At 71.8% G+C, this 26,770-nt stretch carries 24 protein-coding genes; 8 read left to right on the plus strand and 16 right to left on the minus strand.

Annotated features, from left to right (window positions below; genetic code table 11):
- Positions 1-464, plus strand: a 464-nt coding sequence (locus ACYVHU_RS19365) for a cbb3-type cytochrome c oxidase subunit I (RefSeq protein WP_498949180.1), incomplete at its 5' end; no start/stop codon positions are given.
- A 39-nt stretch (positions 465-503) separates the two neighbouring features.
- Here ACYVHU_RS19365 and ACYVHU_RS19370 read toward each other — a convergent pair.
- Positions 504-1,439 carry a polysaccharide pyruvyl transferase family protein gene (locus tag ACYVHU_RS19370; protein ID WP_078759650.1) on the minus strand — a complete coding sequence of 312 codons (936 nt, stop codon included), beginning with the start codon at positions 1,437-1,439 and terminating at the stop codon, positions 504-506.
- Between the two features lie 143 nt (positions 1,440-1,582).
- Here ACYVHU_RS19370 and ACYVHU_RS19375 point away from each other — a divergent pair, with 143 nt between their 5' ends.
- The 3 genes from ACYVHU_RS19375 (at position 1,583) to ACYVHU_RS19385 (ending at position 5,200) form a co-directional block, all read left to right on the plus strand.
- Positions 1,583-2,425, plus strand: coding sequence for a TIGR03084 family metal-binding protein (locus ACYVHU_RS19375; protein WP_432941254.1), 843 nt, complete (start codon positions 1,583-1,585; stop codon positions 2,423-2,425).
- Complete coding sequence (locus ACYVHU_RS19380; RefSeq protein ID WP_078760008.1) at positions 2,415-3,566, plus strand: acyl-CoA dehydrogenase family protein; 1,152 nt, start codon at positions 2,415-2,417, stop codon at positions 3,564-3,566. The genes ACYVHU_RS19375 and ACYVHU_RS19380 overlap by 11 nt, the downstream gene beginning before the upstream one ends.
- Before the next feature lie 146 nt (positions 3,567-3,712).
- The gene (locus tag ACYVHU_RS19385) at positions 3,713-5,200 is read left to right on the plus strand and encodes an MFS transporter (RefSeq protein WP_498949183.1); all 1,488 of its coding nucleotides are present in this window, start codon (positions 3,713-3,715) and stop codon (positions 5,198-5,200) included.
- Positions 5,201-5,328: 128 nt separating this feature from the next.
- Here ACYVHU_RS19385 and ACYVHU_RS19390 read toward each other — a convergent pair whose 3' ends face one another.
- The 10 genes from ACYVHU_RS19390 to ACYVHU_RS19435 form a co-directional block, all read right to left on the minus strand.
- A complete protein-coding gene (locus ACYVHU_RS19390) occupies positions 5,329-5,733 on the minus strand; it encodes a RidA family protein (RefSeq protein WP_498949184.1) in 405 nt (134 codons plus the stop codon).
- Positions 5,734-5,843: 110 nt separating this feature from the next.
- A complete protein-coding gene (locus ACYVHU_RS19395; RefSeq protein WP_498949185.1) occupies positions 5,844-7,571 on the minus strand; it encodes a dihydroxyacetone kinase family protein in 1,728 nt (575 codons plus the stop codon).
- Positions 7,572-7,639: 68 nt separating this feature from the next.
- Positions 7,640-8,509 carry a dihydrodipicolinate synthase family protein gene (locus ACYVHU_RS19400; RefSeq protein ID WP_498949187.1) on the minus strand — a complete coding sequence of 290 codons (870 nt, stop codon included), beginning with the start codon at positions 8,507-8,509 and terminating at the stop codon, positions 7,640-7,642.
- Positions 8,510-8,556: 47 nt separating this feature from the next.
- Positions 8,557-10,065 (minus strand): tripartite tricarboxylate transporter permease, encoded by a 1,509-nt coding sequence (locus ACYVHU_RS19405; RefSeq protein WP_078759646.1) that lies wholly within the window; start codon positions 10,063-10,065, stop codon positions 8,557-8,559.
- The gene (locus ACYVHU_RS19410) at positions 10,062-10,562 is read right to left on the minus strand and encodes a tripartite tricarboxylate transporter TctB family protein (protein ID WP_078759645.1); all 501 of its coding nucleotides are present in this window, start codon (positions 10,560-10,562) and stop codon (positions 10,062-10,064) included. Before ACYVHU_RS19410 ends, ACYVHU_RS19405 begins: the two co-directional genes overlap by 4 nt.
- A 5-nt stretch (positions 10,563-10,567) precedes the next feature.
- Complete coding sequence (locus ACYVHU_RS19415; protein WP_078759644.1) at positions 10,568-11,545, minus strand: tripartite tricarboxylate transporter substrate binding protein; 978 nt, start codon at positions 11,543-11,545, stop codon at positions 10,568-10,570.
- 101 nt (positions 11,546-11,646) lie between these two features.
- Positions 11,647-12,312, minus strand: a complete 666-nt coding sequence (locus tag ACYVHU_RS19420; protein ID WP_078759643.1) for a GntR family transcriptional regulator — start codon at positions 12,310-12,312, stop codon at positions 11,647-11,649.
- A 318-nt stretch (positions 12,313-12,630) separates the two neighbouring features.
- The gene (locus ACYVHU_RS19425; protein ID WP_432941240.1) at positions 12,631-13,464 is read right to left on the minus strand and encodes a metal-dependent hydrolase; all 834 of its coding nucleotides are present in this window, start codon (positions 13,462-13,464) and stop codon (positions 12,631-12,633) included.
- Between the two features lie 658 nt (positions 13,465-14,122).
- Positions 14,123-14,623, minus strand: coding sequence for a hypothetical protein (locus ACYVHU_RS19430; RefSeq protein WP_432941237.1), 501 nt, complete (start codon positions 14,621-14,623; stop codon positions 14,123-14,125).
- Between the two features lie 47 nt (positions 14,624-14,670).
- Positions 14,671-15,237, minus strand: coding sequence for a hypothetical protein (locus ACYVHU_RS19435; protein ID WP_498949188.1), 567 nt, complete (start codon positions 15,235-15,237; stop codon positions 14,671-14,673).
- 230 nt (positions 15,238-15,467) lie between these two features.
- Between ACYVHU_RS19435 and recD2 the strand changes: the two genes are divergently transcribed.
- Positions 15,468-17,696: an SF1B family DNA helicase RecD2 gene (gene recD2 / locus ACYVHU_RS19440; RefSeq protein WP_078759640.1), complete on the plus strand. Its 2,229-nt coding sequence runs from the start codon at positions 15,468-15,470 to the stop codon at positions 17,694-17,696.
- Between the two features lie 147 nt (positions 17,697-17,843).
- Here the strand turns inward: recD2 and ACYVHU_RS19445 are convergent, their stop codons facing one another.
- The gene (locus ACYVHU_RS19445) at positions 17,844-18,704 is read right to left on the minus strand and encodes a class I SAM-dependent methyltransferase (protein ID WP_498949189.1); all 861 of its coding nucleotides are present in this window, start codon (positions 18,702-18,704) and stop codon (positions 17,844-17,846) included.
- Positions 18,705-18,983: 279 nt separating this feature from the next.
- Here ACYVHU_RS19445 and ACYVHU_RS19450 point away from each other — a divergent pair, with 279 nt between their 5' ends.
- Entirely contained in the window at positions 18,984-20,600 is a 1,617-nt protein-coding gene (locus ACYVHU_RS19450; protein WP_498949190.1) for an FAD-dependent monooxygenase, read from the plus strand.
- A 50-nt stretch (positions 20,601-20,650) separates the two neighbouring features.
- On the opposite strand, the gene ACYVHU_RS19455 is transcribed toward ACYVHU_RS19450, so the two are convergent.
- From ACYVHU_RS19455 to lepB, 3 genes are all read right to left on the minus strand, one after another.
- Positions 20,651-23,014, minus strand: a complete 2,364-nt coding sequence (locus ACYVHU_RS19455) for a Tex family protein (RefSeq protein ID WP_078759637.1) — start codon at positions 23,012-23,014, stop codon at positions 20,651-20,653.
- A 144-nt stretch (positions 23,015-23,158) separates the two neighbouring features.
- Positions 23,159-23,566 carry a winged helix-turn-helix domain-containing protein gene (locus ACYVHU_RS19460; RefSeq protein ID WP_144290643.1) on the minus strand — a complete coding sequence of 136 codons (408 nt, stop codon included), beginning with the start codon at positions 23,564-23,566 and terminating at the stop codon, positions 23,159-23,161.
- Between the two features lie 179 nt (positions 23,567-23,745).
- Positions 23,746-24,480, minus strand: a complete 735-nt coding sequence (gene lepB / locus ACYVHU_RS19465) for a S26 family signal peptidase (protein WP_498949192.1) — start codon at positions 24,478-24,480, stop codon at positions 23,746-23,748.
- A 114-nt stretch (positions 24,481-24,594) separates the two neighbouring features.
- Here lepB and ACYVHU_RS19470 point away from each other — a divergent pair, with 114 nt between their 5' ends.
- Positions 24,595-26,124, plus strand: a complete 1,530-nt coding sequence (locus tag ACYVHU_RS19470; RefSeq protein ID WP_078759635.1) for a helix-turn-helix domain-containing protein — start codon at positions 24,595-24,597, stop codon at positions 26,122-26,124.
- A gap of 121 nt (positions 26,125-26,245) precedes the next feature.
- Positions 26,246-26,458, plus strand: coding sequence for a DUF2795 domain-containing protein (locus ACYVHU_RS19475; RefSeq protein ID WP_159457185.1), 213 nt, complete (start codon positions 26,246-26,248; stop codon positions 26,456-26,458).
- Between the two features lie 141 nt (positions 26,459-26,599).
- On the opposite strand, the gene ACYVHU_RS19480 is transcribed toward ACYVHU_RS19475, so the two are convergent.
- Complete coding sequence (locus tag ACYVHU_RS19480; protein WP_159457184.1) at positions 26,600-26,758, minus strand: hypothetical protein; 159 nt, start codon at positions 26,756-26,758, stop codon at positions 26,600-26,602.
- Positions 26,759-26,770 lie beyond the last annotated feature (12 nt).

Genomic DNA, 26,770 nt, shown 5'->3' on the forward strand with positions numbered 1-26,770 from the left:
TCTTCGCGATGTTCGCCGGCTTCTACTTCTGGTGGCCCAAGTTCACCGGCAAGATGCTCAACGAGAAGCTGGCGAAGTGGCACTTTTGGACGCTGTTCCTCGGCTTCCACGGCACCTTCGGCGTCCAGCACTGGCTGGGCGCGGAGGGGATGCCCCGCCGCTACGCCGACTACCTGCCCTCTGACGGCTTCACCACCCTCAATCTGATCTCCAGCGTCAGCGCCTTCGTCCTGGGCGCCTCCACGCTGTTCTTCTTCGCCAACGTCTGGATCACCGCGCGCAGGGCCGTCCCGGTCGAGGCCGACGATCCGTGGGGGTATGGCAACTCGCTGGAGTGGGCCACCTCGTGCCCGCCCCCACGCCACAACTTCACCTCGCTCCCGCGCATCAGGACCGAGCGTCCAGCGTTCGACCTGCACCATCCCTACGTGGCCGCCTCCGAGGCGACGAGCGGGCACAAGTAGTTCCTCGACACGGACGATCCCGGCCGGCCCCGAAACGGTTCACCGCGTTTCGGGGCCGGAGCGCGTTGCGGCGGGTGCCGGATCCGCGTTCCCGTCCAACAGGTCGAGCAGTCCCGCGGCCAACGGCGCCTGCTCGGGCGGGGCCGGTGCGAGGGCCTGGGCGGCGGTCCGGGCGTCGGGGGACAGGCACCACTCCCACGTCCGTTCGAGCAGGTCCACCGGGAGCGTCCCCGTGTCCGTCACGACCACCGGCCATCCCCACGCGCGGGCCTGGGCGGCCACCTTCGCTCCGCCGAGCACCGGGTCGACGGCCAGGGCGGGGACGCCGTTGCGCAACGCCAGCACCAGCCCGTGCAACCGGGTGGTCACCACCACGTCCACGCGCCGCACCAGCGCGTCGAACTGGGCGGGGGTGGCGCAGTGCCGCCACTCCTCCCAGGCCAGCCGGGTGTCCAGCGGCAACCGCGCGCAGTCCCGGCGCGCCAACCACCCGGTCAGCCGCCCATGGATCGCCTCGTGCGCCCCCCGCCTCCCGTACTCGGGCTGACGAGGGGCGACGACGACACCGACCACGGGGCCGCCGTCCTCGACGGGCGCGGAGTGGGCGAGGTCGGCGCGGGGGGCGCGGCCGGGGGCGTCGCGCGCGATCAGGTGGTGGAAGCCTCGAACGGCCGGGTCGTGCGGATCGATCACGGACACTCCCACGGCGACGCGGCGGCAGCGGGCGTAGCGCTCGTGCAGCCGGCGAACCTGGTCCCCGTGCGCGGGCCCGCACACGAACAACAGGTGGCTGTAGTGGTGGGGGTCGGCGTCCTCCAGGGTGGTCGCGCCGGGGCGGAAGGCCGGGCTCCAGGCGATGTCGTGGGCGATCCCGGCCCCGGTCAGGGCCGCCGCGACGGTCCGGGCGCTGCCCACGTCCCCGGCCGTCGCCTCTCCGTCCAAAAAACTGAACCATCCCGTCACCAGTACGCGCATGGCCGCCTCCCTACCCGGAGGAGAGGGAGGGAAGCGGGAGGCGCGGACCGGCCGACAAAAACAATCGCGCGTGCTTGTTTTTGTCCGGGAGCGGTGCGAGGCTGGGCCCGACGCGGCCCACCGCCGCCCCGGGAGGTGTACCGATGATCGACCCCGCCGGCCTGGCCCAGGACCTGCACGCCGAGGGCGCGGCCCTGGACCGGCTCGTCGCGCCACTGGAACCACGCCGATGGGCGACGCCCACCCCCGCCCCCGGCTGGACGATCGCCCACCAGATCGCCCATCTCGCCTGGACCGACCGCCTCGCCCTGCTCGCGGCCACCCGGCCGGCGGACTTCGCGGCCGAGTTCGCCAGGGCCCTCGAATTCGACCGCTACGTCGACGACGGGGCCGAGGCCGGGGCCGAGGAGGAGCCGGCAGCGCTGCTCGACCGCTGGCGGAGGGGACGCCACGCGCTGCTCGACGTCTTGACCGGGATACCCCAGGGGACCAAGCTGCCCTGGTTCGGGCCGCCCATGAGCGCACCGTCGATGATGACCGGGCGCCTGATGGAGACCTGGGCCCACGGGCTGGACGTCGCCGACGCGTTGGGGATCGCCACGGAACCGACGGAACGGCTGCGCCACGTCGCCCACATCGGAGTGCGCGCCCGCGACCACGCCTTCGCCACCAACGGGCTGCCGGCGCCCCCCGCCCCCTTCCGCGTCGAACTGGACGCTCCGCCGTCCCCGGAAGGGACGGCGCGCACCTGGAGCTGGGGGCCCGAGGACGCCGACCAATGGGTCAGGGGGCCGGCGCTGGACTTCTGCCTCCTCGTCACCCGACGCCGCCACCGCGACGACCTCGCCCTGCGCGCCCACGGTCGGGAGGCCGACCGCTGGCTGGACATCGCCCAGGCGTTCGCCGGACCCCCCGGACCCGGGCGCGCCCCGACAGGAACGCCACCCACGGCCTCGCCCGGTCCGGGGGGCCGTGATGACGGCTGACCCCCTCGCCACCCCCGAACGCGACCTCCTGCGCCAGTCGGTCCGCCGCTTCATGGAGACCGAGGTACTGCCCCACCTCGACGCCTGGGAGCGGGACGGCGAACTGCCTCGCCGGCTGCACCGGGCCGCCGGATCGGCGGGTTTGCTGGGGGCCGCCTTCCCGGTCGAGGTCGGCGGAGGCGGCGGGAACCTCATGGACTCCCTCACCGTCGTCGAGGAGATGCACTACGCGGGGGGATCCGGTGGACTGGTCGCCTCCCTGCTCACGTGCGGGATCGCCGTCCCCCATCTCGCCGCCGCGGGCGATCCGGGACAGATCGACAGGTGGGTCCGGCCCACCCTCGCCGGAGAACTGATCGGGGCGCTGGCCATCACCGAGCCCGACGGCGGCTCCGACGTCGCCGGCCTGCGCACGAGCGCGGTCCGTGACGGCGACGTCTACGTCGTCAACGGGGCCAAGACCTTCATCACCTCCGGCTGCCGGGCCGACTTCGTCACCACCGCGGTGCGCACCGGAGGCGCGGGGGCGCACGGTGTCTCACTCCTCGTCGTCGAACGAGGCACACCGGGGTTCACGGTCTCCCGCCGGCTGGAGAAGATGGGCTGGCACTGTTCCGACACCGCGGAGCTGGCGTTCACCGACTGCCGGGTTCCGGTGGCCAACCTGGTCGGCGCCGAGAACTCCGGGTTCGCCCAGATCGCCCGGCACTTCCTCGCCGAGCGGCTGACACTGGCCGTCCAGGCCTACGCCACGGCGCAACGGGCCCTCGACCTCACCGTCGCCTGGTGCCGGACGCGCACCACGTTCGGCCGTCCACTCATCTCCCGGCAACAGGTCCAGCACACGCTGACCGAGATGGCCCGCCGCATCGACGTCGCGCGCTGCTACGTCCGCGACGTCGTGCGACGCCACCTCGCGGGCGAGGACGTCGTCACGGCCACCTGCTTCGCCAAGAACACCGCCGTCGAGGCCGGGGCGTGGGTGGTGGACCGGGCGGTACAGCTCCACGGCGGTCTCGGCTACATGCGCGAGGCGGAGATCGAACGGCACTACAGGGACGTGCGGATCCTCGGTATCGGCGGTGGAACGGACGAGATCATGACCGGCCTGGCCGCTCGCCGGCTCGGCTACACCGGTTGAGCCGGCGCCATCCCGAGAGCATCGGGGTGGCGCCGCGCCCGGGACGGACCGGTGACCTAGCGTGATCACTCGGGGTGGTCCGCCACTGCGACGCCCCGACCCGAGAACCCGCCCCTCGCGGGTGTGGACGATCCGCTGGAGCAGGCGTGGGCACGATCACCTGGGGAAGCGCGCGGGCGCGCTGGGTACTGCTGGCGACCGTCGTGGGATCGGGCATGGGATTCCTGGACGGAAGCGTCGTGGGGGTGGCGCTGCCGGCCATCGGGCGCGACCTGGACGCCTCCATGGCGGGCCTGCAATGGGTGCTCAACGGATACACCCTCACCCTCGCCGCGCTGATCCTGATCAGCGGCTCGCTGGGCGACCGTGTCGGGCGGCGCAGGGTCTTCCTCATCGGCACGGTGGGGTTCGCGCTGGCCTCGGTCCTGTGCGCGCTCGCACCCACCATCGAGACGCTGATCGCCGCGCGGGTCGCGCAGGGTGTCGGCGCCGCCCTGCTGACCCCGAACAGCCTGGCCCTGTTGGAGGCGGAGTTCACCGAGGACGACTCGGGCCGGGCCATCGGCGCCTGGTCGGGCCTGACCGGGGTCGCCAACGCCGCGGGCCCGTTCCTCGGCGGCTGGCTGGTGGACATCGGCGACTGGCGTCTGATCTTCCTCATCAACGTCCCGCTGGCGGCCCTGGTGGTGGCGGTCGGGTTGCGCCATCTCCCCGAATCGCGCCCCGAGGAGGGCGGGGGACGGAGGCTCGACTGGACCGGGGCCACGCTCACCGTCGTGTCCCTGGGGGCGCTGACCTACGCCCTCACCGTGGCGGGGGAGGTGGGCGTCTCCTCGTGGCGCTTCCTCGTCCCCGCGGGAACCGGCGTCCTCGTCGTCCTGCTGTTCGCCCGATCGCTGCGGCACAGCCGTCATCCCCTGATCCCGCCCCGCTTGTTCGCCGACCGCGTCTTCGTCGCGGCCAACCTGGTGACGCTGGGGGTGTACGCGGCGCTGGGCGTGACGTTCTTCCTGCTGGTGATCCAGCTCCAACAGGTCCTGGGCTACAGCGCCGTGCAGGCCGGTGTCGCCACCCTGCCGATCACGCTGCTCATGCTGCTGCTGTCGGCGCGTTCGGGCGACCTGGCCCGCCGGATCGGCCCACGCGCGCAGATGACGGCCGGGCCACTGGTCATGGCGCTCGGCCTGCTCCTGATGGGACGTATCGGGCCGGGATCCGGCTACGTGATGGAGGTGCTGCCCGCGGTCGCGTTGTCGGGGCTGGGCCTGGCCACCACGGTGGCACCCTTGACGGCGACCGCGCTCAGCGCGGCCGGTCCCGCCGACGCGGGCGTCGCCTCGGGGGTCAACAACGCGGTGTCGCGGGCGGCGCAGCTCGCCTCGGTGGCCGCGGTGCCGGCGCTGGTGGGGGTGGCGGGCGACGCCTATCTCGACCCGGCCCGGTTCGACGCGGGGTTCTCCAGCGCGATGCTGGTGGCCGCGGCGCTGGCCGCGTCGGCGGGACTGGTCGCCCTCCTGCTGATCCGGCGTCCGCGGGGCGAGGTGGAGGAGGGCCCCTCTCCCTACGCCTGTGGCCTGGACGCGGCCCCGTTGCGTCGCGTGCCGTGCCAAGACGCCGGGCGGGACGCTGACTGACCGGTGGAGGCGGGCCGCCCGGGCCTCCGCCGGGCCGCGGCGACCGGGAACGCGCCCCCGGCGGCCACGTGGAAGACCTCGGGTGGCGGTGTCGAGCGGCGCCTGCCCCTCCCGCCACAACGGGACGGTCAGCCGAGGACCGCGATGGCCTCGACCTCGACCAGCTGGTCGTCGTAACCGAGGGCGGTGACGCCCAGCAGCGTGCTCGGCGCGTCGTGTTCGCCGAAATGCCTCTTGACTACGTTCCAGGCCGCGACGAGGTCCTCCTGCCGTGAGGAGGCGACATAGACCGTCGACTTGACCACGTCGCCGAGCGAGGCCCCGGCCTCGCGCAGCACCACGGTCAGGTTGTGCATCACCTGTTCGGCCTGGCCCGCGACATCGCCGACGGCGACCGTGCGCCCCTCCTCGTCCAAGGGGCAGGCGCCCGCGGTGAAGATGCTCCTCACGGGGGCGTCGGTCACGGCGGCGTAGGCGTAGTCGACCTGGTCGGTGAGTCCGGTGGGGCGGATGAGAGCGATATGTCTGGGCACGCCCCGACCCTAGAGGACGGGGTGGCGGCGGTCATCCCGTTTTCTCCTCGCCCCTGAGGGCCTCCCCATGGACGGGGAAGGGGAGACCCTCATCGAGGCGAACGGAGTCGTCAGCCCAGGTGCGCGCGCAGGGTCTCCACGAACCGCAGCACCGCGACCGAGCCGGGATCGCGTTCACCGGCGCTTCGATCGCCGACCCAGGCCGCGCGGCCGCGTGCCGAGGTCAACCCCGCGGTCTCCTCGACCGCGCGGGCCGCGGCGGAGACGACGGCATCGGCCACCTCCAGGGCAGACGCGCCCTCCGCCGCCTCCGTCAGCGTCTGACGGACCGGCTCCAGCACGTCCAGGAAGGTCTTGTCGCCCAACCGGGCGCCCCCACGCTCCTGGACCCGGCGGGCGAGCGTCGCCACGATCCGCGCCACCCCGGCCGGCGAGGCGTCGGCCGTCTCGTCGGCCTCGGCCGCGGCGGCGAGCAGGCCCGACCCGACCAGCGCGGCGAAGGTCGAGGGGTTGGCCGAGGCGAAGGCGGTGCCGGCGGCGCGCAGGGCGTCACCGGGGTGGACGTCCTCGGGCAGGGCCAGCAGCGCCTCGCGCGCGGCGGCGGCACCCGAGGACACGGTGATGCCCAGGTCGCCGTCGCCGAGCCGGGCGTCGAGGGCGCGCAGCTCCTCGGCGTGGCCGGAAAGGTCGGCCAGCACGGTGGGAAGCACCGCGCGCAGGCGGCTGGACCGCCCGGTGCGGCGCGGCCCGTCCTCCTGTCCGGAGGAGGAACGCGTAACGGGGGCCGTGCCCTGCCGCGGCGCGTCACGGTCCGGCCGAGGGGACACGGCGGCCCCCTGGGAGAAGAACGGTGAGGCGGCGGGGGCGTCCACCAGCCCGGCGAGCTCGTCGTCGAGCAGGAGGACCGACAGGGAGGCCCCCGCCATCTCCAGGCTGGTGGCGAACTCCCCGATGTAGGTGCGGTGGATGCGCACACCCCGCTCGGTGAGCACCTGGTGCGCCCGACGGTAGATCAGGTAGAGCTCCTCCAGGGGGGTCGCCCCCAGGCCGTTGACCAGGACCGCGACCCGGTCGCCCGCCGAGGGACGGAGCTCGCCCAGGATCTCGGTGAGGAAACGGTCGGTGATCTCGTCGGCGGTCTCCAGCGGGCCCCGGTGACTGCCGGGTTCCCCGTGGATGCCGATGCCCACCTCCATCTCACCCTCCTCCAGGGTGAAGGTGGGCTCCCCCGCGGCCGGCAGGATCGTGGGGGACAGGCCGACGCCCATGGTCCTGGTCCGGTCGACGGTGCGTTGCGCGATCTCCCGCACCCCCTCCAGGGGGTCACCGCGGCGTGCCGCGGCCCCGGCCGTCTTGTAGGCGAAGAACAGTCCGGCCACGCCGCGACGGGTGTCCTCCTTGTCCGGCGGAGCCGACAAGACGTCGTCGGTGCCCAGCACGGTCGCCGTCCGGATGCCGTCGGCGGCCACGATGTCGGCGGCCAGGTCGAAGTTGTAGATGTCGCCGCCGTAGTTGCCGTACAGGTACAGCACGCCGGCACCGCCGTCACAGGCCCGGGTGGCCGCCGCGATCTGCTCGGCCGAGGGCGAGGAGAACACGTTGCCCACGGCGACCCCGTGGGCGAGGCCCTCGCCCACGTAGCCGAGGAACAGGGGGAGGTGGCCCGATCCGCCGCCGGTGACGATGCCCACCTCGCCCGGTACGGGAGCGTCGGCGCGCACCAGGGCGCGCCGGTCCTCGGAGGCGGCACGCAACCGGTCGGGGTGGGCCAGCAACAGGGACTCGGTCAGCTCGTCCACGAAGTCGGCCGGCCGGTTGATGATCTTCTTCAGCGCCACGTCGGTCGCTCGCTTTCTGGTCGCTGTCGGGGGAGCGCCGCCGGGGGCGTGCCCCCGGCGGCCGTCGGTCAGCCCAGGGCTTCGGCGGTCTCGCGAAGGACACGCAGGTCCTCGGCGGTGACCGGCGCGCAGGAGACCCGGGCCGGGCCGGCCGGCAGTCCCCGGACCTCCAGGCCGGCCTTGAGGTGGGCGATGCTTCCGGCCTTCACCGCCGACACCGCCCGCTCCACACCGGCCTGCGCCGCCCGCGCGGCCTCGGCGTCACCGCTGCGCAGCGCGTCGCGCAGCGCGGTGAACGGCTCGGGGAAGACCGAGGAGACCCCGGAGACGATGCCCGCTCCCCCCGAACGCACCAGCTCGCCGAAGGAGACGTCGTTTCCGGAGATGACGACGAAGTCGCGCGGTGCCGCGGCCAGGTACGCCGCCACCGCCGCGTCGTCCTCGCCGCTGATCTTGGCGCCGCGCACACCGACCTCCGCGAGACGGCCCAGTGTCTCCGGGGGCATCGGGGTGGTGGTGCGCGCCTGGAACAGGTAGGCGAAGACCTCGGCGTCACCGGCGGCCGCGACCAGACGCTCGTAGTAGCGCAGCACCGCCTCCTCCGGTGCGGGCAGGAAGAACGGGGTGATCGCGGCCAGGCGCGCGGCCCCCGCCTCGACGGCGCGTCGGGCCAGCCGTTCGGCCTGGAGGGAGGCTGCCGCGCCCACGTGGGCGTAGGTGCCCTCGGGGCCGAAGACCTCCAGGGCCGCGGCGATGACGTCGAGACGCTCGTCGTCGTCGAGCGCGGTGAACTCGCCGGTGGTACCGGCGGCGAAGACCGCGTCGGCCCCTCGGTCACGGATCGCCCGGAGGAGTGTTTCCAGGCCGTCACGGTCCAGTCGCTCGTCGGGAGTGAAAGGCGTCGGGACGGCGGTGATGACCTGCGTGTGGAGGGACATGACCTTCTTTCTCGGTAGGGGAGTGGGGCGAGCGGGCGACGGCCGGGTCACCGGCCCTCGCCCGCGGAGGCGGTGGCGCGGGAGGCCCGACGCCGCTTCAGGCCGGCGCGTACCGGCGGGACGACGAGAGCCAGGATGCTGACCGCGAGGATGGTCATCGCGATGGGGCTGGAGACGATGTTGCCGACACCGCCGATCTCCAGGGCGCGCCGCAGGTTCCCCTCGGCCAGCTCGCCCAGCAGCAGGCCGAGGACGACAGGACCGGCGGGAACGCCGAACCGGCGCAGGAACAGGCCGACCAGGCCGAACACGAGCATCACCACGACGTCGAACACGTTGTTGCCGACGGCGTAGGTGCCCACCATGCAGAACACCAGGATGACCGCCCACAGGAAGTGCGGTGGCAGCTCCAGGAGCTTGGCCACGCCGCGCATCCGCAGCAGGCTGATCCCCAACGTGAGCACCGTCGCCACGAGCATGATGCCGGCGATGCTGTAGACCAGGGCCGGCTGTTCGGCGAACAGGGAGGGACCGGGCTGGATCCCCCAGACCACCATGGAGCCGATCATGACGGCCATCACCGAGTCACCCGGGATGCCGAGCGCCAGCGTGGTGGTCACCGAGCCGCCGAGGGTGGCGTTGGAGGAGGTGTCGGCGGCGGTGATCCCCTCCAGGGAGCCCGAGCCGAACTCCTCGGGACGCTTCGACACCCGCCGCGCCTGGTCCCAGCCCAGGATGCCGGCGATGTCGCCGCCGGTGGCCGGGACGATCCCCACGGCCCCGCCGACGCCGCTTCCCACGGCCAGGGGACGCAGCATCCTCCGCCAGTCGCCGCGGGTGGGGAACCAGCGACCGAACTGGGTGACCGGCTTCACGGCCGAAGCCCGGTGGGTGAGGATCTGGTCGAGGACCTCGGCGATGCCGAACAGGCCGATGATGGCGGCGATGAACGGGATGCCCTCCGACAGTTCCGGGACGCCGAAGGTGAACCGGGCGGCACCGGTGATCGGGTCGCGTCCGATGGCGCCCAGCAGCAGGCCGAGGACGCCGGCCATCAGGCCCTTGACGATGCGACCTCCCGACACCCCGATCATCATGGTCAGACCGAACACGACCAGGGCGAACATCTCCGCCGGTCCGAACCGCAGGGCCAGCTGCGACAACGGGATCGCCGCCACCATCAGCAAGACGATGCCGACCAGGGTTCCCCACGCCGAGGCGAACGCCGACGCGGTCATCGCCAGCCCCGCCTTCCCCTGCCTGGCCATCGCGTAGCCGTCGAAGGTCGTGGCGATCGAGGCGGGCGTCCCCGGGGTGTTGATCAGGATCGCGGGGATGCGGTCACCGAAGTTGGCGGAGACGTAGATGGTCAGCAGGACGGCCAGGCCCGGGATCGGGTCGAGCGCGAGGGTGAAGCCACTGGCCAGGGCGACGGCCATGGTGGCGGTGACACCGGGAAAGGCGCCGACGAGCATGCCCAGCAGGGCGCCCCCGGCGATGCACAGCGCGACGGTTGGGTCCAGCAGCGCGCCGAACCCCTCGACCAACGGACTCATAGCGGGACTCTCAGAAGGACGCCGAACAGCAGGTACAACACCATCGTGGTGACCACGGGGAACAGGAGGAGGGCCTTCCAGCCGCGGCCTCCCGCGATGTAGGTGAGCGCGACGAACAGCACCGTCGTGGAGACCCGGAAGTCGACGAAGTACCAGAGCACGCCGTAGCCGACGATCGCCGACAGGATCGCGACCAGGCGTATCGCCCCGGCGCGGGTGGCGGGCTCGGGCGCCTCGTCGGTACCGCCCGTGACCCAGGACAGGACGGCGTGGACCACGCCCAACCCGATCAGCAGGAACGCCAGCGCGTCAGGCCACCAGCGCGGGCTGAAACGGACCGAGGCGGCCCCGTCGGGGATCTGGGTGCTCAGGGCCAGGGTGGTGACGCCGAGGGCGACGCCCGCCAGGGCCGGGACCAGTTCGCGCCACCGGGACGACGTCCGCGCCGCCTCCTGCGCGGACGTCACCTCGGAAGTGGGGGCAGGGGAGGTGGACATGGGGCTCAGGACCCGTCCGTGAGCAGCTTGTCGAAGCGGGCCGTCTCCGACTCCACGAACGCGGCGTACTCGTCCGCGGGCACGTTGACGGGGAGGTTGCCGGAGTCGGTGATGACCGTGGTGAACTCCTCCGACGCCGCGGCGGTGGCGAAGGCGTCGCGCAGCGTGGTCGCGACCTCCTCGGGCAGTCCGGTGGGCGCCCCGATGCCGCCCCAGCCGCCGATGACGACGTCGACGCCCTCTTCGCCGGCCGTCGGCACGTCGGCCAGCGACTCCGAGCGCTCCTCGGCGAGGACCGCGAGCACGCGCAGCCGCCCGTCCTGGTGGGCGGGCGCCGTCTCGGAGATGCCGGCGACGACCGCGTCGACCTGGCCGCCGACGGCCGCCGTGACGGCGGGGGCGCCTCCGTCGAAGGGAACCGGCTGGAACTCGGCTCCTCCGGTCTGGCCCAGCTCGCGGGTGGCCGCCTCCCAGATGGAACCGGCACCGGAGTTGGCCACGGTGACCTCTCCGGGCTTCTTCTCCGCGGCCTCGAGCAGGTCCTCAAGGGTCTTGTAGGGACTGTCGGAGGGGACGGCGATCGTCGCCGGCACCGACACCATCTGACCGATCAGGTCGTAGTCCGCCGGATCGACGTCGTAGCCCTGGAAGCCGAGCATGACGGTCTCCACCGGCAGGTAGCCGATGGTGTAACCGTCGGCGGGCTGACCGGCCAGGTGCTGCAGGCCGACGGACCCGGCACCGCCGGTGCGGTTCTCGACGACGATCGTCTGTCCCAGCGTCTCCTCCATCTCGGAGGCGAGGGTGCGGGCGGCGAGGTCGGAGGCGCCACCGGCCTGGTAGGGGACGACGAGGGTGATGTCCCCGTTGGGGTAGTCGGCGGGGTCCTCGGCCGCTCCGCCACGGTTGGCACAGCCGGCGGCTGCGGCCAGGGCGACGAGCGCCAGCGCGCCTCCCGCGATCCGGGTGCTGGTGGTGCGCATGTGCTTCCTTTCGGGGTGGGTGGAGCATGGCGGGGCGCAGGACGGGTGCGCCCCGCCTTGGGGATGGGAGGTGGGAGGGGCGGTGTGTCACCGCCCCTGGACTACTCCTGTTCCTGGGAGTAGGGCGCGCGCAGCCGGAGCCGCGCGTTGTCCAGGTGGGAGTGCAGTTCGGCGAACACCTCGTCGGGGTCGGCGGCGCCGATCAGGCCGGCGAGGACTTCGTGGGCCGCCACGGAGGGGCCGAGGTCCTCGTAGCGCTCGTTGGAGGCCAGCAGCAGCATCTCGATCGTGGGGCGGTACTGCGCCCAGACGTCGCCCAGCCGGCGGTGTTCGGCGACGCTGTAGAAGACCGAGTGGAACTGCAGGTCGGCGGCGGTGTAGGCGTCGGTGTCGTGGTCCTCGGCGGCGCGCCGCATGGAGCGCAGCGTCGTGTCGAGCTCGGCGGCGAGTGCCGGGCGGTTCCTGCGCATCGCGATCTCCAGGGCGAGGCGCTCCATCGACTCGCGCAGCGAGAACAGCTCGTCGATGTCCTGCACGCTCAGGCCGACCACGGTGGCGCTGCGCCGGTTGGTGTCCAGCAGTCCCTCGGCGGTGAGCATCTTGATCGCGTCGCGGATGGGGCCACGGCTGAGGTTGAACTGCTCGGCGAGGTGGCCCTCGACCAGTGTGGTGCCGGGGGCGTAGCGCCCGGTGATGATCATGCGCCGGAGTTCGTGCGCGACCTGCTCGCCCAGGGCCCGCTGCTTGATGGGCAGGATCTCCGACATTGCACCCTTTCGGTTAACTGTTAACGGTTAACAGATTGAACCACGGTGTGATCCATGTCAATGCCAGGGGGGTGGGGGGAGGTGGGAGGGAGAGCGGAAACGCCTGCGGGACAGGAGGAGCGTGAAGATGAAAAAAGTTCAGATCAGAGCGACGGAGGCGTCCCCGAAGGCGTCCGGCCGGGGACCAGGGCGTGCCGGGAGTGCCGTGGGCGACACGGAGGGAAAAGACCTCCCACGGCTTCACATTAAGTGACACGAACGGCGAAGGCGCTGGTGGGGCACCTGATCAGGTGCCCCACCAGCGCCTCGGGGATCGGATCAGAGGACGGCCAGGCCCAGCAACGGCGTGCCCGCCAGGCAGACGACCCGGATGACGACCTCCTGCCAGGAACCCGTCGAGAACCGCAGGGAACGCGGCGCGCCGACCATCCGCCAGCGCTGCCCTTTGACGGCCACGGGCCAGGCCAGTGGGACGGCGCTGCGGGTGAGCGCGTCGCCGAGCACGTGCACGATCATCCCCAGGGCCAGCGCGGCCCCCACCGGCGCGCCGGCGAGGTGGCTTCCCGCGTTGAAGAGCAGGGCCGTCAGCAGCGCGGCACCGATCGACACCGACGCCCACTCCACCAGCCGGTAACGGGTCGCCGGCCGCAGCATCCCCCCACCCCGGCGTCTCGGCCCGAAGAGCCCCAACCACGAGGTCACCGCGGTGCGCGCCGGCCCCGCGGGCAGACAACGCCCCAGGCCGCGCAACGCCAGCGACAGCGTGAACCACACGACGACGGCGGCGACCTGCCACCACAGCGCGGCGGTCACGCCCACGATCAGGCCCAGTGCGAGCGCGCACGCGGGGGTGTGGAACAGGTAGCGGTGGGTGCCGTCGGAGGAGCGGTCCCAACGGGTGCGCGTCGCCAGATAGACCTTTGCCGACAGCGCCCGGACCCCGGTGGACAGCCACCGGGTGAACGGCCCCTGGGAGCGCGTCGCGGTCGAATCGGGATGGTCCAGATCGGGCACGAGCGCCGCCCCCGCGCCGACCAGGGCACCGCCGACGAGTGTCCACCCGTCGGGCGAGGCGCCGCCCAGCGCGGTGACCGCGGCGCTGGCCGCCAACCCGGCGAACGCGCCGGTCGCGGCATGGCTGGCCCCCATCATGCGACGCCCCTCTCGACGGCGGGGCCGCCGGCGCGCGAGAGAGGCGACCGGTAGGGGAGAACGGGGGCGGGGACGAGCGGCGCGGTTCGGGGGCGGGCTGGCACGGTGGGCGTCTCCTCCTGGGGGTCGGGGAGACCAGTCTCGCGCGAACGGGGCCCGGGGCGCGAGCGATCCCGACCCATGGGCCGGAGGCGGCCCCGGGGGAGGCGCATGTCCGGTCGGGACGCGGTGGGAGGACGCGTCCGTCCGGCCCGCCACCCCGGATCGGTCCGCCGTCCCGACCACCGATCCGGTCCCCGCGGTGCGGAGGCCGATGTCCCCGGCCCGTTCCGCTACGGGAAGGGCCCGTCGCCCACGCGCGAGGGCCAACGGCCCCGCCTGGTCGTCGCGGAGCCCTTCCAGCAGGCATGTCGGTTTCGAGGGGCCGTGGTGCCGGCGGAGGGGAGTGGTCGGCCACGCGGGGTGTGACGGCTCACCGCCGCGTCCCCAAAGGCGCGGCCGGCCGCGCGGCCCGGCCGGCACGCCCTGCCCGGTGTGGGCGGAACACGGACCCGCCGGGTCCGGCTCCTCCCGCCGGGATCGCCAGGGCCGGCTCAGTCCCCTCGCGCGTCCGGGTGGTCCCGGGAGCGCCGGGACCACCCGGACCGGGCCGGGGCGCTCACCTCCCCATCAACAGCTGGTCGAGGAAGGTCCGGTAGCGCCGCAGGGCCACCCGCAGCTCCTCGGTCTCGGGCTCCCCGCCGCTGGACCACTGCTCCTCCAAGCGACGCTTGTGCTCGGAGAACTTGGCGGTCAGGCTGTCCATGATCTCCCCGACCAACCGGTCGGCGTCGTGTACCGCGTCGCGCGGGGAGTCGACGAAGTCGCCCTGCACGTCCCGCCACTGCGAGCGGAAGCGGTCGACCTCCTCCGGGGTGAACAGGCGAGCGCCGGCATCCTCGCCCCCTTCGGGGCGCGCGCCCGCCATCTCCTGCTCCGGCTCCTGGGAGCTGCCACTGGGCTCCTGCACGCCCGCCTCGGAGAAGTCCTCCCGGGGCTGGGGTACTCCCGTGGCCACCGGCTCCTCGTTGGTCGGCGCGCCCTGGACGTCCTCGGGGCGTTCGGCCGCGCCCATGGGACCCGGTCCATGTGTCAGATCGCCGTCCCGCTTCATCTTCATCGGGACCACCTTCTCCTTCGATGGATGTGAGGGGCGTCTTGGACGCGTCAGTCGGCCCCTCGGTTCTCGCCGCTCCCCTCGTCGAGCAGGTCGGCGAACAGGGAGCGGTAGCGGACCATCGCCTCGCGCAGCTCCTCGGTCGGCGCCTCACCCCGATCGACGCGCGCACGCACCTCCCTGGCGGCGCGGTAGTCCTGCATGGCCGCGGAGTGTTCCACCGACAGGTCCGCGAGCCTCTGCTCCTCGCCCTCGGTGGGATAGCCGCGTTCGACCATCAGGCGGGACACCAGGTCGTCGGCCTCGCGGACCGCCTCGATGGGCGAGTCGACGAACCGTTCCTGTATCGCCGCCCAGCCCCTGGAGTACTCTTCCCGGGCCCGGGGAGTGAGCGGGCGCAGGTCCAGGCGTGAATGGCGTTTCTCACGTTGGGCGAGCTCGCGTTCGGCGTCGCGCCGGCCACCGTGCTCCTCGACCGCTCGGTCGTACTCGGGGCCGAACCTCTCCCTCAGGTGGCTGCGACGCCGCCGTGGGAGGAGCACGGCCACGACGAGGATCACGATGAGCGCGACGATCACCACGGCCACGATCAGGGCGACCAACAGGCCCGTATCCATCCTCGGCCTCCTCCGTCCCGGGGACCACGTCCTTCGTCGTCCCGACAGGCGGGGGTTACACGTCAGGCGTTCCCGGTCCTGAACAGGTAAAACTGCCTTCCCATGTGCGTCATGGTGAAAATCGGGCCAATGCTCCGGAAGGGATCGGGCGGCTCCAAGGGGAGGGGGCTGCCCGCCGTCCCGCCTCGCGGCGTCGCCACGGTGTGGTAGACCGCTACCGGGAGGTAGACGTGACGGGACGCGAACCGTTTCGGTTGTCGGTGCTGGAGGCGGTGCTGGAACGCATCACCTTCGCCAACGAGGAGACCGGCTACACCGTCGCCCGTGTCGATCCCGGGCGCGGCGGCGACCTGGTCACCGTGGTCGGATCGCTGCTGGGCGCCCACCCCGGCGAGTCCCTGCGCCTGGAGGGCCGGTGGGGATCGCACCCCCAGTACGGGAGACAGTTCCAGGTCGAGAACTACACCACGGTCCTGCCCGCCACGGTCCAGGGCGTCCGGCGTTACCTCGGTTCGGGGCTGATCAAGGGGATCGGTCCACGGCTGGCCGAGCGGATCGTCGAACACTTCGGCGTGGCGGCGCTCGACGTCATCGAGAACGAGCCACAGCGTCTCATCGAGGTCCCCAAACTCGGTCCCAAACGGACCGAACTGATCGCGCGCGCCTGGGACGAGCAGAAGGCGATCAAGGAGGTCATGGTCTTCCTCCAGGGGATCGGCGTCTCCACGTCGCTGGCCGTGCGCATCTACAAGAAGTACGGCGACGCCTCGATCGACGTGGTCCGCAACCACCCCTACCGGCTCGCCGCCGACGTGTGGGGGATCGGGTTCAAGACCGCCGACACCATCGCCCGCGCGGTCGGCATCCCCCACGACAGCCCCGAGCGCGTCAAGGCCGGCATCCAGTTCACCCTCTCCGAGTCCACCGGAGACGGTCACTGTTACCTGCCGGAGGAGCGACTCATCGCCGAGGCGGTCAAGATCCTCCAGGTCGACTCCTCCCTGGTGATCGACTGCCTCACCGAACTCGTCGCAGAGGAGGGCGTGGTCCGGGAGAAGGTCCCCGACGCGGAGGGGAACCAGGTCACGGGGGTCTTCCTGGTGCCCTTCCAGCGGGCCGAGACCTCGCTGGCCAACCAGCTCCGCACGCTCCTCGACCATCCGGCCGACCGGCTGTCGGCCTTCGCCGACGTCGACTGGGACGCGGCCCTGGGCTGGCTCAGGCGGCGTACCGGGACCGAGCTGGCCGAGGAGCAGGAACAGGCCGTCCGCCTCGCCCTCACCCGCAAGGTCGCGGTCCTCACCGGAGGACCGGGGTGTGGAAAGTCCTTCACCGTCGCCTCGGTCATCGCCCTCGCGGCGGCGAAGAAGGCGAAGATCATCCTGGCCGCGCCCACCGGACGCGCGGCCAAGCGGCTCACCGAGCTCACCGGCCACGAAGCCTCCACCGTGCACCGGTTGCTGGAGCTCAAGCCCGGTGGCGACGCCTCCTACGACCGGGATCGGCCGCTCGACTGCGACCTGCTCGTGGTGGACGAGGCGTCGATGCTCGATCTGCTGTTGGCCAACAAGCTGGCCAAGGCGGTCCCACCGGGCGCGCACCTGCTGTTGGTGGGCGACGTCGACCAGCTCCCTTCGGTAGGGGCCGGCCAGGTGCTGCGCGACCTTCTCGGCGAGGGCTCCCCGGTGCCCGCGGTGCGGCTCACCCACGTCTTCCGGCAGGCCCAGCAGTCGGGGGTGGTCACCAACGCCCACCGCGTCAACACCGGTCAGCCCATCCGCCTGGAGGGCATGACGGACTTCTTCCTTTTCGCCTGTGACGACACCGACGCCACCGCGGAGCTGACCGTCGACGTGGTCGCCAACCGCATTCCACGCCGCTTCGGCCTCGATCCGCGTCGCGACGTACAGGTGCTGACCCCGATGCACCGGGGCCCGGCCGGCGCGGGGAACCTCAACAGCCTCCTCCAGGGGGCGCTCACCCCGCCTCGGGAGGGAGTGGCCGAGCGCAGGTTCGGCGGGCGGGTCTTCCGTGTCGGCGACAAGGTCACCCAGATCCGCAACAACTACGACAAGGGCGCCAACGGCGTGTTCAACGGGACCCTTGGCGTCATCACCGCGATCGACCTCGAACAACAGGAGCTCACCGTGGTGACCGACGAGGACGAGAAGATCGGTTACGAGTTCGCCGAGCTCGACGAGCTCGCCCACGCCTATGCCGTGACCGTGCACCGCTCTCAGGGCAGTGAGTACCCGGCCGTGGTGATCCCGGTGACCACCAGCGCCTGGATGATGCTCCAGCGCAACCTCCTCTACACCGCCATCACCCGGGCCAAGAAGCTCGTGGTCCTCGTCGGGGCGCGTCGGGCGATCGCCCAGGCGATCCGCAACGCGACGGCCGGGCGCCGCCACACCGCCCTGGCGTACCGGTTGGCCGCTTCGGCGCGCGACGCGGCGTGATGCCGGAGACGCCTCTCGCCGGGCCGTTTCGGGAGGAGCGAGGGGATCGGCCGTCGGGTGTCCCGCGCCGGTGAGGTCGCGTGGGAGACGCGGTCAGAGCCCCTGAGGCGGCGACCCGTCCCACGCGTGGATGGCCCGGAGGGGCCGTCAGCGTTTGCGGCCGACCCCCGCGTGCTGCCAGAGCCTGACGTCGGGGTCCGAGGGGCGGGAAGCCGGAGCGACCCCGGGAGCGCGCCAGGTGGAGCAGTCGACGAGCCGCGGTGGCGCGGCTCCGTTGATGCCCGGTGAGAGGATCTCCCACCCGTCGAACGCGCGGGCGGCCTCCTCGGGGGAGCGGACCCGTCCCCAGGGGACGCCGAGGGACAGGAAGCGGTCGGTGAACTCCCGCGCGGCCTTCTCGTCGTCGGAGACGAGGTGGGAGTAGACGAGGTGGGACCCCGGGGGGAGCCGGTCGAAGTAGGCGCGCGCGACCCCGAACGGGTCGGAGTCGTCGGGGACGCAGTGCAGCAGGTTCACCAGCATCAGGCAGACCGGCTGGCCGAGGTCGATGAGACGCCGGGTCTCGGGGGAGTCGAGGACCGCGTCGACGTCGCACAGGTCGGCACCCGTCACGGAGGTGTGGGGGTTGTCCGCCAGCAGGGCGCGGCAGTGCGCCAGGACGATCGGATCGTGGTCGACGTAGACCACGCGGGACGTCGGGGAGAGGCGCTGGGCGATCTGGTGGGTGTTGTCCGCTGTGGGCAGTCCCGCGCCGAGGTCGAGGAACTGGCGGACACCCGTGGTGCGCGCGACATGGTCGACGGCGCGGGACAGATAGGCGCGGTTGGCCTGGGCCAGGAGGGAGGTTCCGGGATTGACCTCCTCAAGTGCCGCCATCCCCCTGCGATCAGACTCGAAATGGTCCTTGCCGCCGAGCATCGCGTCATAAATGCGCGCGACCGAGGGCACCGACAGGTCGATCCTGGGGGGCGGCTGCGCAGGGGGTGGAGCGGACAGGAAGTCGTTCATGGGCCTCTTTTCCAGACCGAGTGTCCCGGTGGTCCACCATCGTAAATCCCTCGTCAACGGGTGGTCGTGGATTGTTCAAGAGTCTTTGGTCCGTTTCTCCTCTCCCTCCCGGGATTCCCCTTCGCCGCGTTCCACGCGCGTGATGAGATGTCCGGGGGCGGTCATTCGCGGCCACGGGGAAAACGCGGAAAAGTGAAAGTGAGGATAAAATCGGAATTCTCCGGAAATGGCGGAAAGATGGTTGTCGGACGGATCCGGGCCGGGGGTACTGTCGGATACATGTCCGCGACGCCGCAGTCCGGCGAACCGGTGGATGTGCTCATCGACGGGGCCGGACCCACCGGTCTGGCGCTCGCCGCCCTTTTGACGGCCTGCGAGGTCAGGCCGCGGATCGTCCAGTGCCGCGGCGCGGCCTTGACCAACCCGCAGACCCTGGCCCTCCACCCGCGGACCCTCGAACTCCTCTCGGGCATCGGGGTCACCGGTCCCCTGCTGGACCGGGGGACCCTGATCCGGCGGCTGTGCCTGCACGCCGGTGGCCGTGCCGTCTCCCTCACCCCGTTCGGCACGGGGTCGCCCGGTACCGCCTATCCCTTCCTGCTGTTGTGTTCCCGGGAACACCTCGAAAGGACGCTCACCGGCTACCTGGCGGCCAGGGGGGTCGAGATCGAACACGACACCGAACTGTTCGACGCGGAGGAGTCGAGGGAGTACGTCACCTGCATGCTGCGCAGGCCCGACCGGCGGACCCGCCGCCTCCGGGTCCGCTACCTCGTGGGCTGTGACGGCCGGCACGGTGTCGCCGGCGACGCCGCCCACGTCGAGTCGCGTGAGGAGAGGGGACCGTGGCGTTTCCTGGCCGGCGACGTGCGCGTGGCCGACGGGCCGCGAGGCGACGAGATCCACGTCTTCACCGGGGAGGCGGGCCTCCTGCTCCTCCACCCGTTGACGAGGGAACCGGGATGGCGTCTGCTCGTCGTCGACAGGGACGGCACCGAGGAGCGCCCCGACGGGGCGGCGGAGCCGGGGCGCGGCGCCGACCGTCTCGGCGCGGGAACGGTCCAGGTCACCGAGGTCGAACGGGTGACACGGCCGCGCCCCCGGCACAGGGTCGCGCTCCGCTACCGCCATGGACGGATCCTGCTCGCCGGCGACGCGGCGCACACCCACGACGTGCTGGAGGCGCAGGGCGTCAACGTCGGTGTCGGCGACGCCTGGAACCTCGGCTGGAAGCTCGCGCTCGTGGTGCGCGGGGCGGCCGGCGAGAAGCTGTTGGAGACCTACGAGACCGAACGCCGTCCGGTGGCCGATGCCGTACCGCGCCACATCGACCGCGCGCTGCGGGCGGCCACCTCACCGAGGCTGGCGTCGTTGCTGGCCAGGAGCGGGCTTGCACCGCACCTGGCACCGCTGCTGCCGGCGCTCCAGCAGGGCCGGCGATCGTTGTTCCGGGGGACCGCGGTCGCCTACCACGGTAGCCCGGACGCGGTGGAGGGGGAGCCGCGGCTCCGGGGCGGTCCCCGGGCCGGCGAACGGATGGTCGACGCGGAGGTCATCCGCGACGGGACCCCGGTCCGTCTGCACGAGGCCCTCGCCGCCCCCCGCCACCATCTACTGCTGTGCGGCCGTGTCGAGGAGTGGGGCGCCGCCCGGACGGCGCCCCTGCTGCCCCTGGTCCGGTCCGGTCTGCTCATGGTGCACCGCCTCGCGGCCGAACCCTCCCCGGGGACGCTGTGTGACGCGCGCGGCACGGTGCTCGCCGAACTCGGCGTCGCCCGCGCGGGGCACTACCTGGTCCGCCCGGACGGGCATGTCGCCTACCGCGCCGCTGGCACCGACCTGACGGGGGTCCGCGCCCACCTGGCCGACATGCTTCCGGGGATCGACGAGGGGTGAGCGCGGGCGGGGACCGGGCCGCCGGACGGCGAAGTCCGGCGGCCCGGGGCTCACCGGCCGGCCCCGCCCAGTCCCTTGTCGAGTCCGGCGCGGCGCAGCGCGTCGGCCAGGGCGCCCTGGGGAGCCCGGGAGTCCGCGCGCTCCTGGCGCCGACGGCCCCCGCCGCGGCCGGAGCCGCCCCGATCGCGGCGAGACGCCCCCGAGGCGCCTCGTTGCCCGTCCCGGGGCTCGACCTCGTCGTCCAGGCGCAGGGTGAGGGAGATGCGCTTACGCGCCACATCGACGTCGAGGACCTTGACCCGGACGATGTCGCCCGGTTTCACCACGTCGCGCGGATCCTCGACGAACTTCTTCGACATCGCGGAGACGTGCACCAGGCCATCCTGGTGGACCCCGACGTCGACGAACGCGCCGAAGGCGGCGACGTTGGTGACGACTCCCTCCAGCAGCATGCCCGGTTCGAGGTCGCCGATCTCGTCGACCCCTTCCTTGAAGGTCGCCGTCGTGAACGCCGGACGCGGATCGCGGCCGGGCTTCTCCAGCTCCTTGAGGATGTCGGTGACGGTCGGCAGGCCGAAGGTGTCGTCGACGAAGTCCTCGGGACGCAGGGCGCGCAACCGCGATGTGCTGCCGATCAGGGACCGGATGTCACCGCCGGTCGCCGTGATGATGCGGCGCACCACCGGGTAGGCCTCGGGGTGCACGCTCGAGGCGTCCAGGGGGTCGTCCCCGTCGGGGATGCGCAGGAAGCCCGCGCACTGTTCGAACGCCTTCGGGCCGAGCCGGGGCACCTCCTTGAGGGCGGTGCGGGATCGGAAGGGGCCGTTGGCGTCGCGGTGCACCACGATGTTCTCGGCCAGGCTCGCGCTGATCCCCGACACCCGGGTGAGCAGCGGGGCCGACGCCGTGTTGACGTCGACGCCGACCGCGTTCACGCAGTCTTCGACCACCGCGTCGAGGGATCGTGACAGCTTCACCTCGGACAGGTCGTGCTGGTACTGACCGACCCCGATCGACTTGGGGTCGATCTTCACGAGTTCGGCCAGCGGGTCCTGGAGGCGGCGCGCGATCGAGACCGCCCCGCGCAGCGACACGTCCAGGTCGGGCAGTTCCTGGGAGGCGAACGCCGAGGCCGAGTACACCGAGGCGCCGGCCTCCGAGACCATGACCTTGGTCAGCTTCAGCTCCGGGTGGCGCGAGATCAGCTCGCCGGCGAGCTTGTCGGTCTCGCGCGACGCGGTGCCGTTGCCGATGGCGACGAGGTCGACGCCGTGTTCGCGGCACAGGCGGGACAGCGTGGCGATCGCCTCGTCCCAGCGACGTTGCGGCTGGTGCGGGTAGATCGTCGAGGTGGCGACGACCTTGCCCGTGGCGTCGACCACCGCCACCTTCACCCCGGTGCGGTATCCGGGGTCCAGCCCCATGGTGGGACGGGTGCCGGCGGGCGCGGCGAGCAGGAGGTCGCGCAGGTTCGCGGCGAACACGTTCACCGCCTCCTCCTCGGCGGCCTGCCACAGGCGCATGCGCAGGTCGATGTCGAGACGGACCAGGATGCGGGTCCGCCAGGCCCAGCGCACGGTCTCCACGAGCCAGCGGTCCGCGGGGCGCCCGTGATCGGCGATGCCGAAGGCGTGGGCGATGGCCCGCTCGTAGTCGCCGGGTCCGGTCGTCTCCTCCTCACCGGAGGGTTCCTGGGGTTCCAGGGTGAGGTCGAGGATCTCCTCCTTCTCGCCACGGAACATCGCCAGGATCCGATGCGAGGGAAGCTTCGTGAAGGGCTCGGCGAAGTCGAAGTAGTCGGCGAACTTCGCGCCGGCCTCCTCCTTGCCCTCGCGGACCCGGGCCACGAGGCGGCCACGCGACCACATGCGTTCGCGCAGCGTGCCGATGAGGTCGGCGTCCTCGGCGAATCGTTCGACGAGGATCGCGCGAGCGCCGGCGAGCGCCGCCGCGGTGTCGGCGACGCCCTTCTCGGGGTCGACGAACGCCTCGGCCGTGGCGGTGGGCTCCAGGACGGGGTCGGCGAGCAGCCGATCGGCGAGCGGTTCGAGGCCGGCTTCGCGGGCGATCTGCGCCTTGGTGCGCCGTTTCGGCTTGTAGGGGAGGTAGATGTCCTCCAGGCGCGCCTTGGAGTCGGCGGCCATGATGCGGGCTTCCAGGGCCTCGTCGAGCTTGCCCTGGGACCTGATCGACTCGAGGACGGAACTGCGCCGTTCCTCCAGTTCACGCAGGTAGCGCAACCGTTCTTCCAACGTGCGCAACTGCGCGTCGTCGAGGGCTCCGGTCGCTTCCTTGCGGTAGCGGGCGATGAACGGGACGGTGGCACCGCCGTCGAGGAGGCCGACAGCGGCTTCCACCTGCCGTTCGCGCACACCGAGTTCCTCGGCGATCCGCTGGTGAATAGAGGTCGTCACGATCCTGTTCCGCCTTCTCACGTGGGGTTGCAGGGTGCATTCTGCCGCTGTCCGGCGCGCTTGTCGCGCTACCGGGGCGGTACAGAGGCGGAAAACGGGGCCGATGAGCCCCGGATGTGGCCTGGCCCACGCGGAGAGGAGGGGTCAGGGGCGGTAGGCGTAGCCGACGCGGCGTACCGTGACGATCCGCTCCCCGAAACGGCCGAGCTTGCGGCGTAGCCGGTGAACGTGGACGTCGACGGTGCGGGTGGGGCGGGACGAGCGGGTCGGCCAGACCTGTTCCAGCAGTTCGGAGCGGGTGAAGACGCGCCACGGCTCCTCCACGAGGTGGGCGAGCAGCTCGAATTCCCGATAGCTCAGTTCCACCTGCGCTCCGTCGAGGACGGCGCGGCGGGACACCCGGTCGACCAGCAGGCCCGTGGCGGGGAGCGTGCCGAGGAGGCGTTCCGCGATCACTGCCGTGTGGTGTTCGGCGGGGGCCGGGAGGGGGAGCTGTTCCCGCGAGCCGTGGCTCGGGACGGTGTCGCGTGTGGTGGGGGTGGTGGGTGTCATGGGAGCTCCGTGGGACGGGCGTTTCGGGCGGGGTCCGCTGGGCGCCGCTCCGTCCACGGACCTGGAGGCGTGTCGGCGGACGGAGCGGCCACGTCTCCATGATGCCCATTTTCTCCATTAAGTCTACCTGTTTAGTTGGTCATATGACGGGGGCCACCCCGAGACGGGGAGGCGTGGGGTCAGTCCGCCGACGTGGCGTCGACGATGGGCAGCGAACCGATCCGGTTCAGGGGCCAGTGGATCATGAACGCCCTTCCCGCCACGGCGTCGATCGGGATGGTCCCGTCGCCCCCCGGGTCGGTGGCGTGGCCGCGGGAGTCGTAGGAGATCGCGCGGTGGTCGCCCATGACCCACAGCCGTCCCTCGCCCACGGTCACCGGCCCGAAGGGGGTGTGGGACTCCGGGCTCCCGGGGTACAGGTACGGTTCGTCCAGGGGCTGACCATTGACGAGCAGGCGCCCCTGCGCGTCACAGCATTCGACCGTGTCCCCGGGCAGGGCGATGACGCGCTTGATGTAGTCCTTGCCGCCGGGGGAGATCCCGAAGAACTCGCCCACCCGGGCGAGGGGGCCCGTGGCGGGTTCGGGGGAGGTGGCGGCGTCCCAGGAGGTGCTGCCGTCGAACACGATCACCTCGCCGCGCCGGATGTCGCGCACGTGGTAGACGAGCTTGTTGACGAAGACCCGGTCGCCCACCAGCAGGGTGTTCTCCATCGAGCCCGAGGGGACGTAGAACGGCTCCACCACCCAGGTCTTGATGATGAAGGCCAGGACGAGGGCGATCGCGACCAGCAACGGCAGCTCTCGCCAGAAGGACCCCTTCTTCCGTTCGGGTTCGCGCCGGGGAGGGGAGGGGCGGTCCGGCTCGGAGGGGGTGGAGGGAGGGGGCAGGGGGTCGGTGCCGTGGTCGCTCATGAGGGGAATCCTCTCGTCATCGTCATTATCACTGTGTAAAGACTCGCCGAACACGTTTCCGGAGGCGCCGGTGTCGTGCCGCCCTTATCTCATATTTGAGATATGGTGCGAACCATGACAGATGACTACCTCATGCGGATCGGCACTCTCATCCGTAATGCCCGGCAACACCGGGGATGGACCCAGACGCAGCTCGCCGAAGCGCTGGGAACCAGCCAGAGCGCCATCAACCGCATCGAGCGGGGCGGCCAGAACATCAGCCTTGAGATGATCGCGCGCATCGGCGAGGCGCTGGACAGCGAGATCGTCTCCTTGGGGTATGCAGGTCCCATGCACCTGCGGGTGGTCGGTGGCCGCCGTCTCTCCGGCAGCATCAGTGTCAAGACCAGTAAGAACGCCTGCGTCGCGCTGCTGTGCGCCTCGTTGCTGAACGCGGGACGCACGACCCTGCGCAGGGTGGCGCGGATCGAGGAGGTCTACCGCATCCTCGAGGTCCTCAACAGCATCGGCGTGCGCACCCGTTGGGTCAACGACGGCGACGACCTTGAGATCACGCCGCCCGCCCGGCTGGACCTCGGCTCCATGGACACCGAGGCGGCCCGGCGCACCCGCAGCGTCATCATGTTCCTCGGTCCCCTGATGCACCGGGAGGACCGTTTCAAGATCCCCTACGCGGGAGGCTGCGACCTCGGCACCCGCACCGTCGAGCCGCACATGAGCGCGCTGCGGCGGTACGGCCTGGAGATCACCGCCACCGGCGGCTACTACCACGCCGAGGTGGACCGCTCCGTGGTGCCGACCCGTCCGATCGTGCTGACCGAACGCGGCGACACCGTGACGGAGAACGCCCTGCTGGCCGCGGCCCGGCACGACGGCGTCACGGTCATCCGCAACGCCAGCTCCAACTACATGGTCCAGGACCTGTGCTTCTTCCTGGAGCAACTGGGCGTGCGCATCGACGGCATCGGCACGACCACGCTGACCGTCCACGGTGTCCCGGTCATCGACCGCGACGTCGACTACTCGCCCTCTGAGGACCCGGTCGAGGCCATGAGCCTGATCGCCGCGGCGGTGGTCACCTCCTCGGAGTTGACGATCCGCCGGGTACCGATCGAGTTCCTGGAGATCGAGCTGGCCGTGTTGGAGAACATGGGCCTCGACCACGAGCGCGGCGACGAGTACGTCGCGGACAACGGGCGGACCCGCCTGGTGGACCTGACCGTGCGTCCCTCCAAGCTCCGCTCGCCCATCGACAAGATCCACCCGATGCCGTTCCCCGGCCTCAACATCGACAACGTGCCCTTCTTCGCCGCGATCGCGGCCTCCGCGCAGGGGGGCACACTGATCCACGACTGGGTCTATGACAACCGGGCCATCTACCTGACCGAACTCACCCGCCTGGGCGCCGAGGTCAAACTGCTCGACCCGCACCGGGTCCTGGTCGAGGGGCCGACCCGTTGGCGTCCGGCCGAGATGATGTGCCCGCCCGCGCTGCGCCCGGCCGTCGTGGTGCTGCTGGCGATGATGGCGGCGGAGGGGACGTCGGTCCTGCGCAACGTCTACGTGATCAACCGTGGTTACGAGGACCTGGCCGAGCGCCTGAACTCGGTCGGCGCCCGCATCGAGACCTTCCGCGACATCTGAGCGGCGTCGTTTGAACCCTCCGCGGTGGGGCAGCCGCCCAGCCGAGCCGGGTTGGACGCGCCGTGGTGGCGGGTGGACCCACCCGCCACCACGGCGCCGAGGAAGCCGAAAGGGGAACGCCGTGGTCACGGTGCGACACGTCGAGAGCGTCCGTCGGGCGCTGAGGGACCTCAGCTTTCCCGCGGGCAAGGAGGAGATCGTCGCCTGTGCGGAGCGCGAGGGGGTCGACCGTGAGGCGATGAGCGCCCTGCGCGCGATCCCGCCGGCCGACTACTACGGCGCGGACGAGGTGTTGCGCGCGATTCCGACGCCGGGGCCGGCCGGGGAGCGCTGACCCGGCCCCGCCGCCGTCACGGGCCCAGTGGGACGAGGACCGGTCCTGCTGGGCTTTCGCGTGCGAGCCGGCCTGTCCCCCGCCCCGCCGCGTCCTGGCGGCGCCGGGCGCGGGACGGGAGCGCGCTTTTGCCCTCGGGCCTCACCGCGCGAACGGGTCGGGGGGCGAGGTGCCCGCATGGGCGATCGCGCGGACCAGGGCGGTGATCTCGGGTGGTTCGGGCCTCTGCTCGATCAGTTCGGATGTGACGTCGAGCAGTTCCTCGTCGGTCATGCCGGCCCAGTCGTCGTGGTCTGGCATCGGAACTCCCCA

The organism is Marinactinospora endophytica (assembly GCF_054780875.1).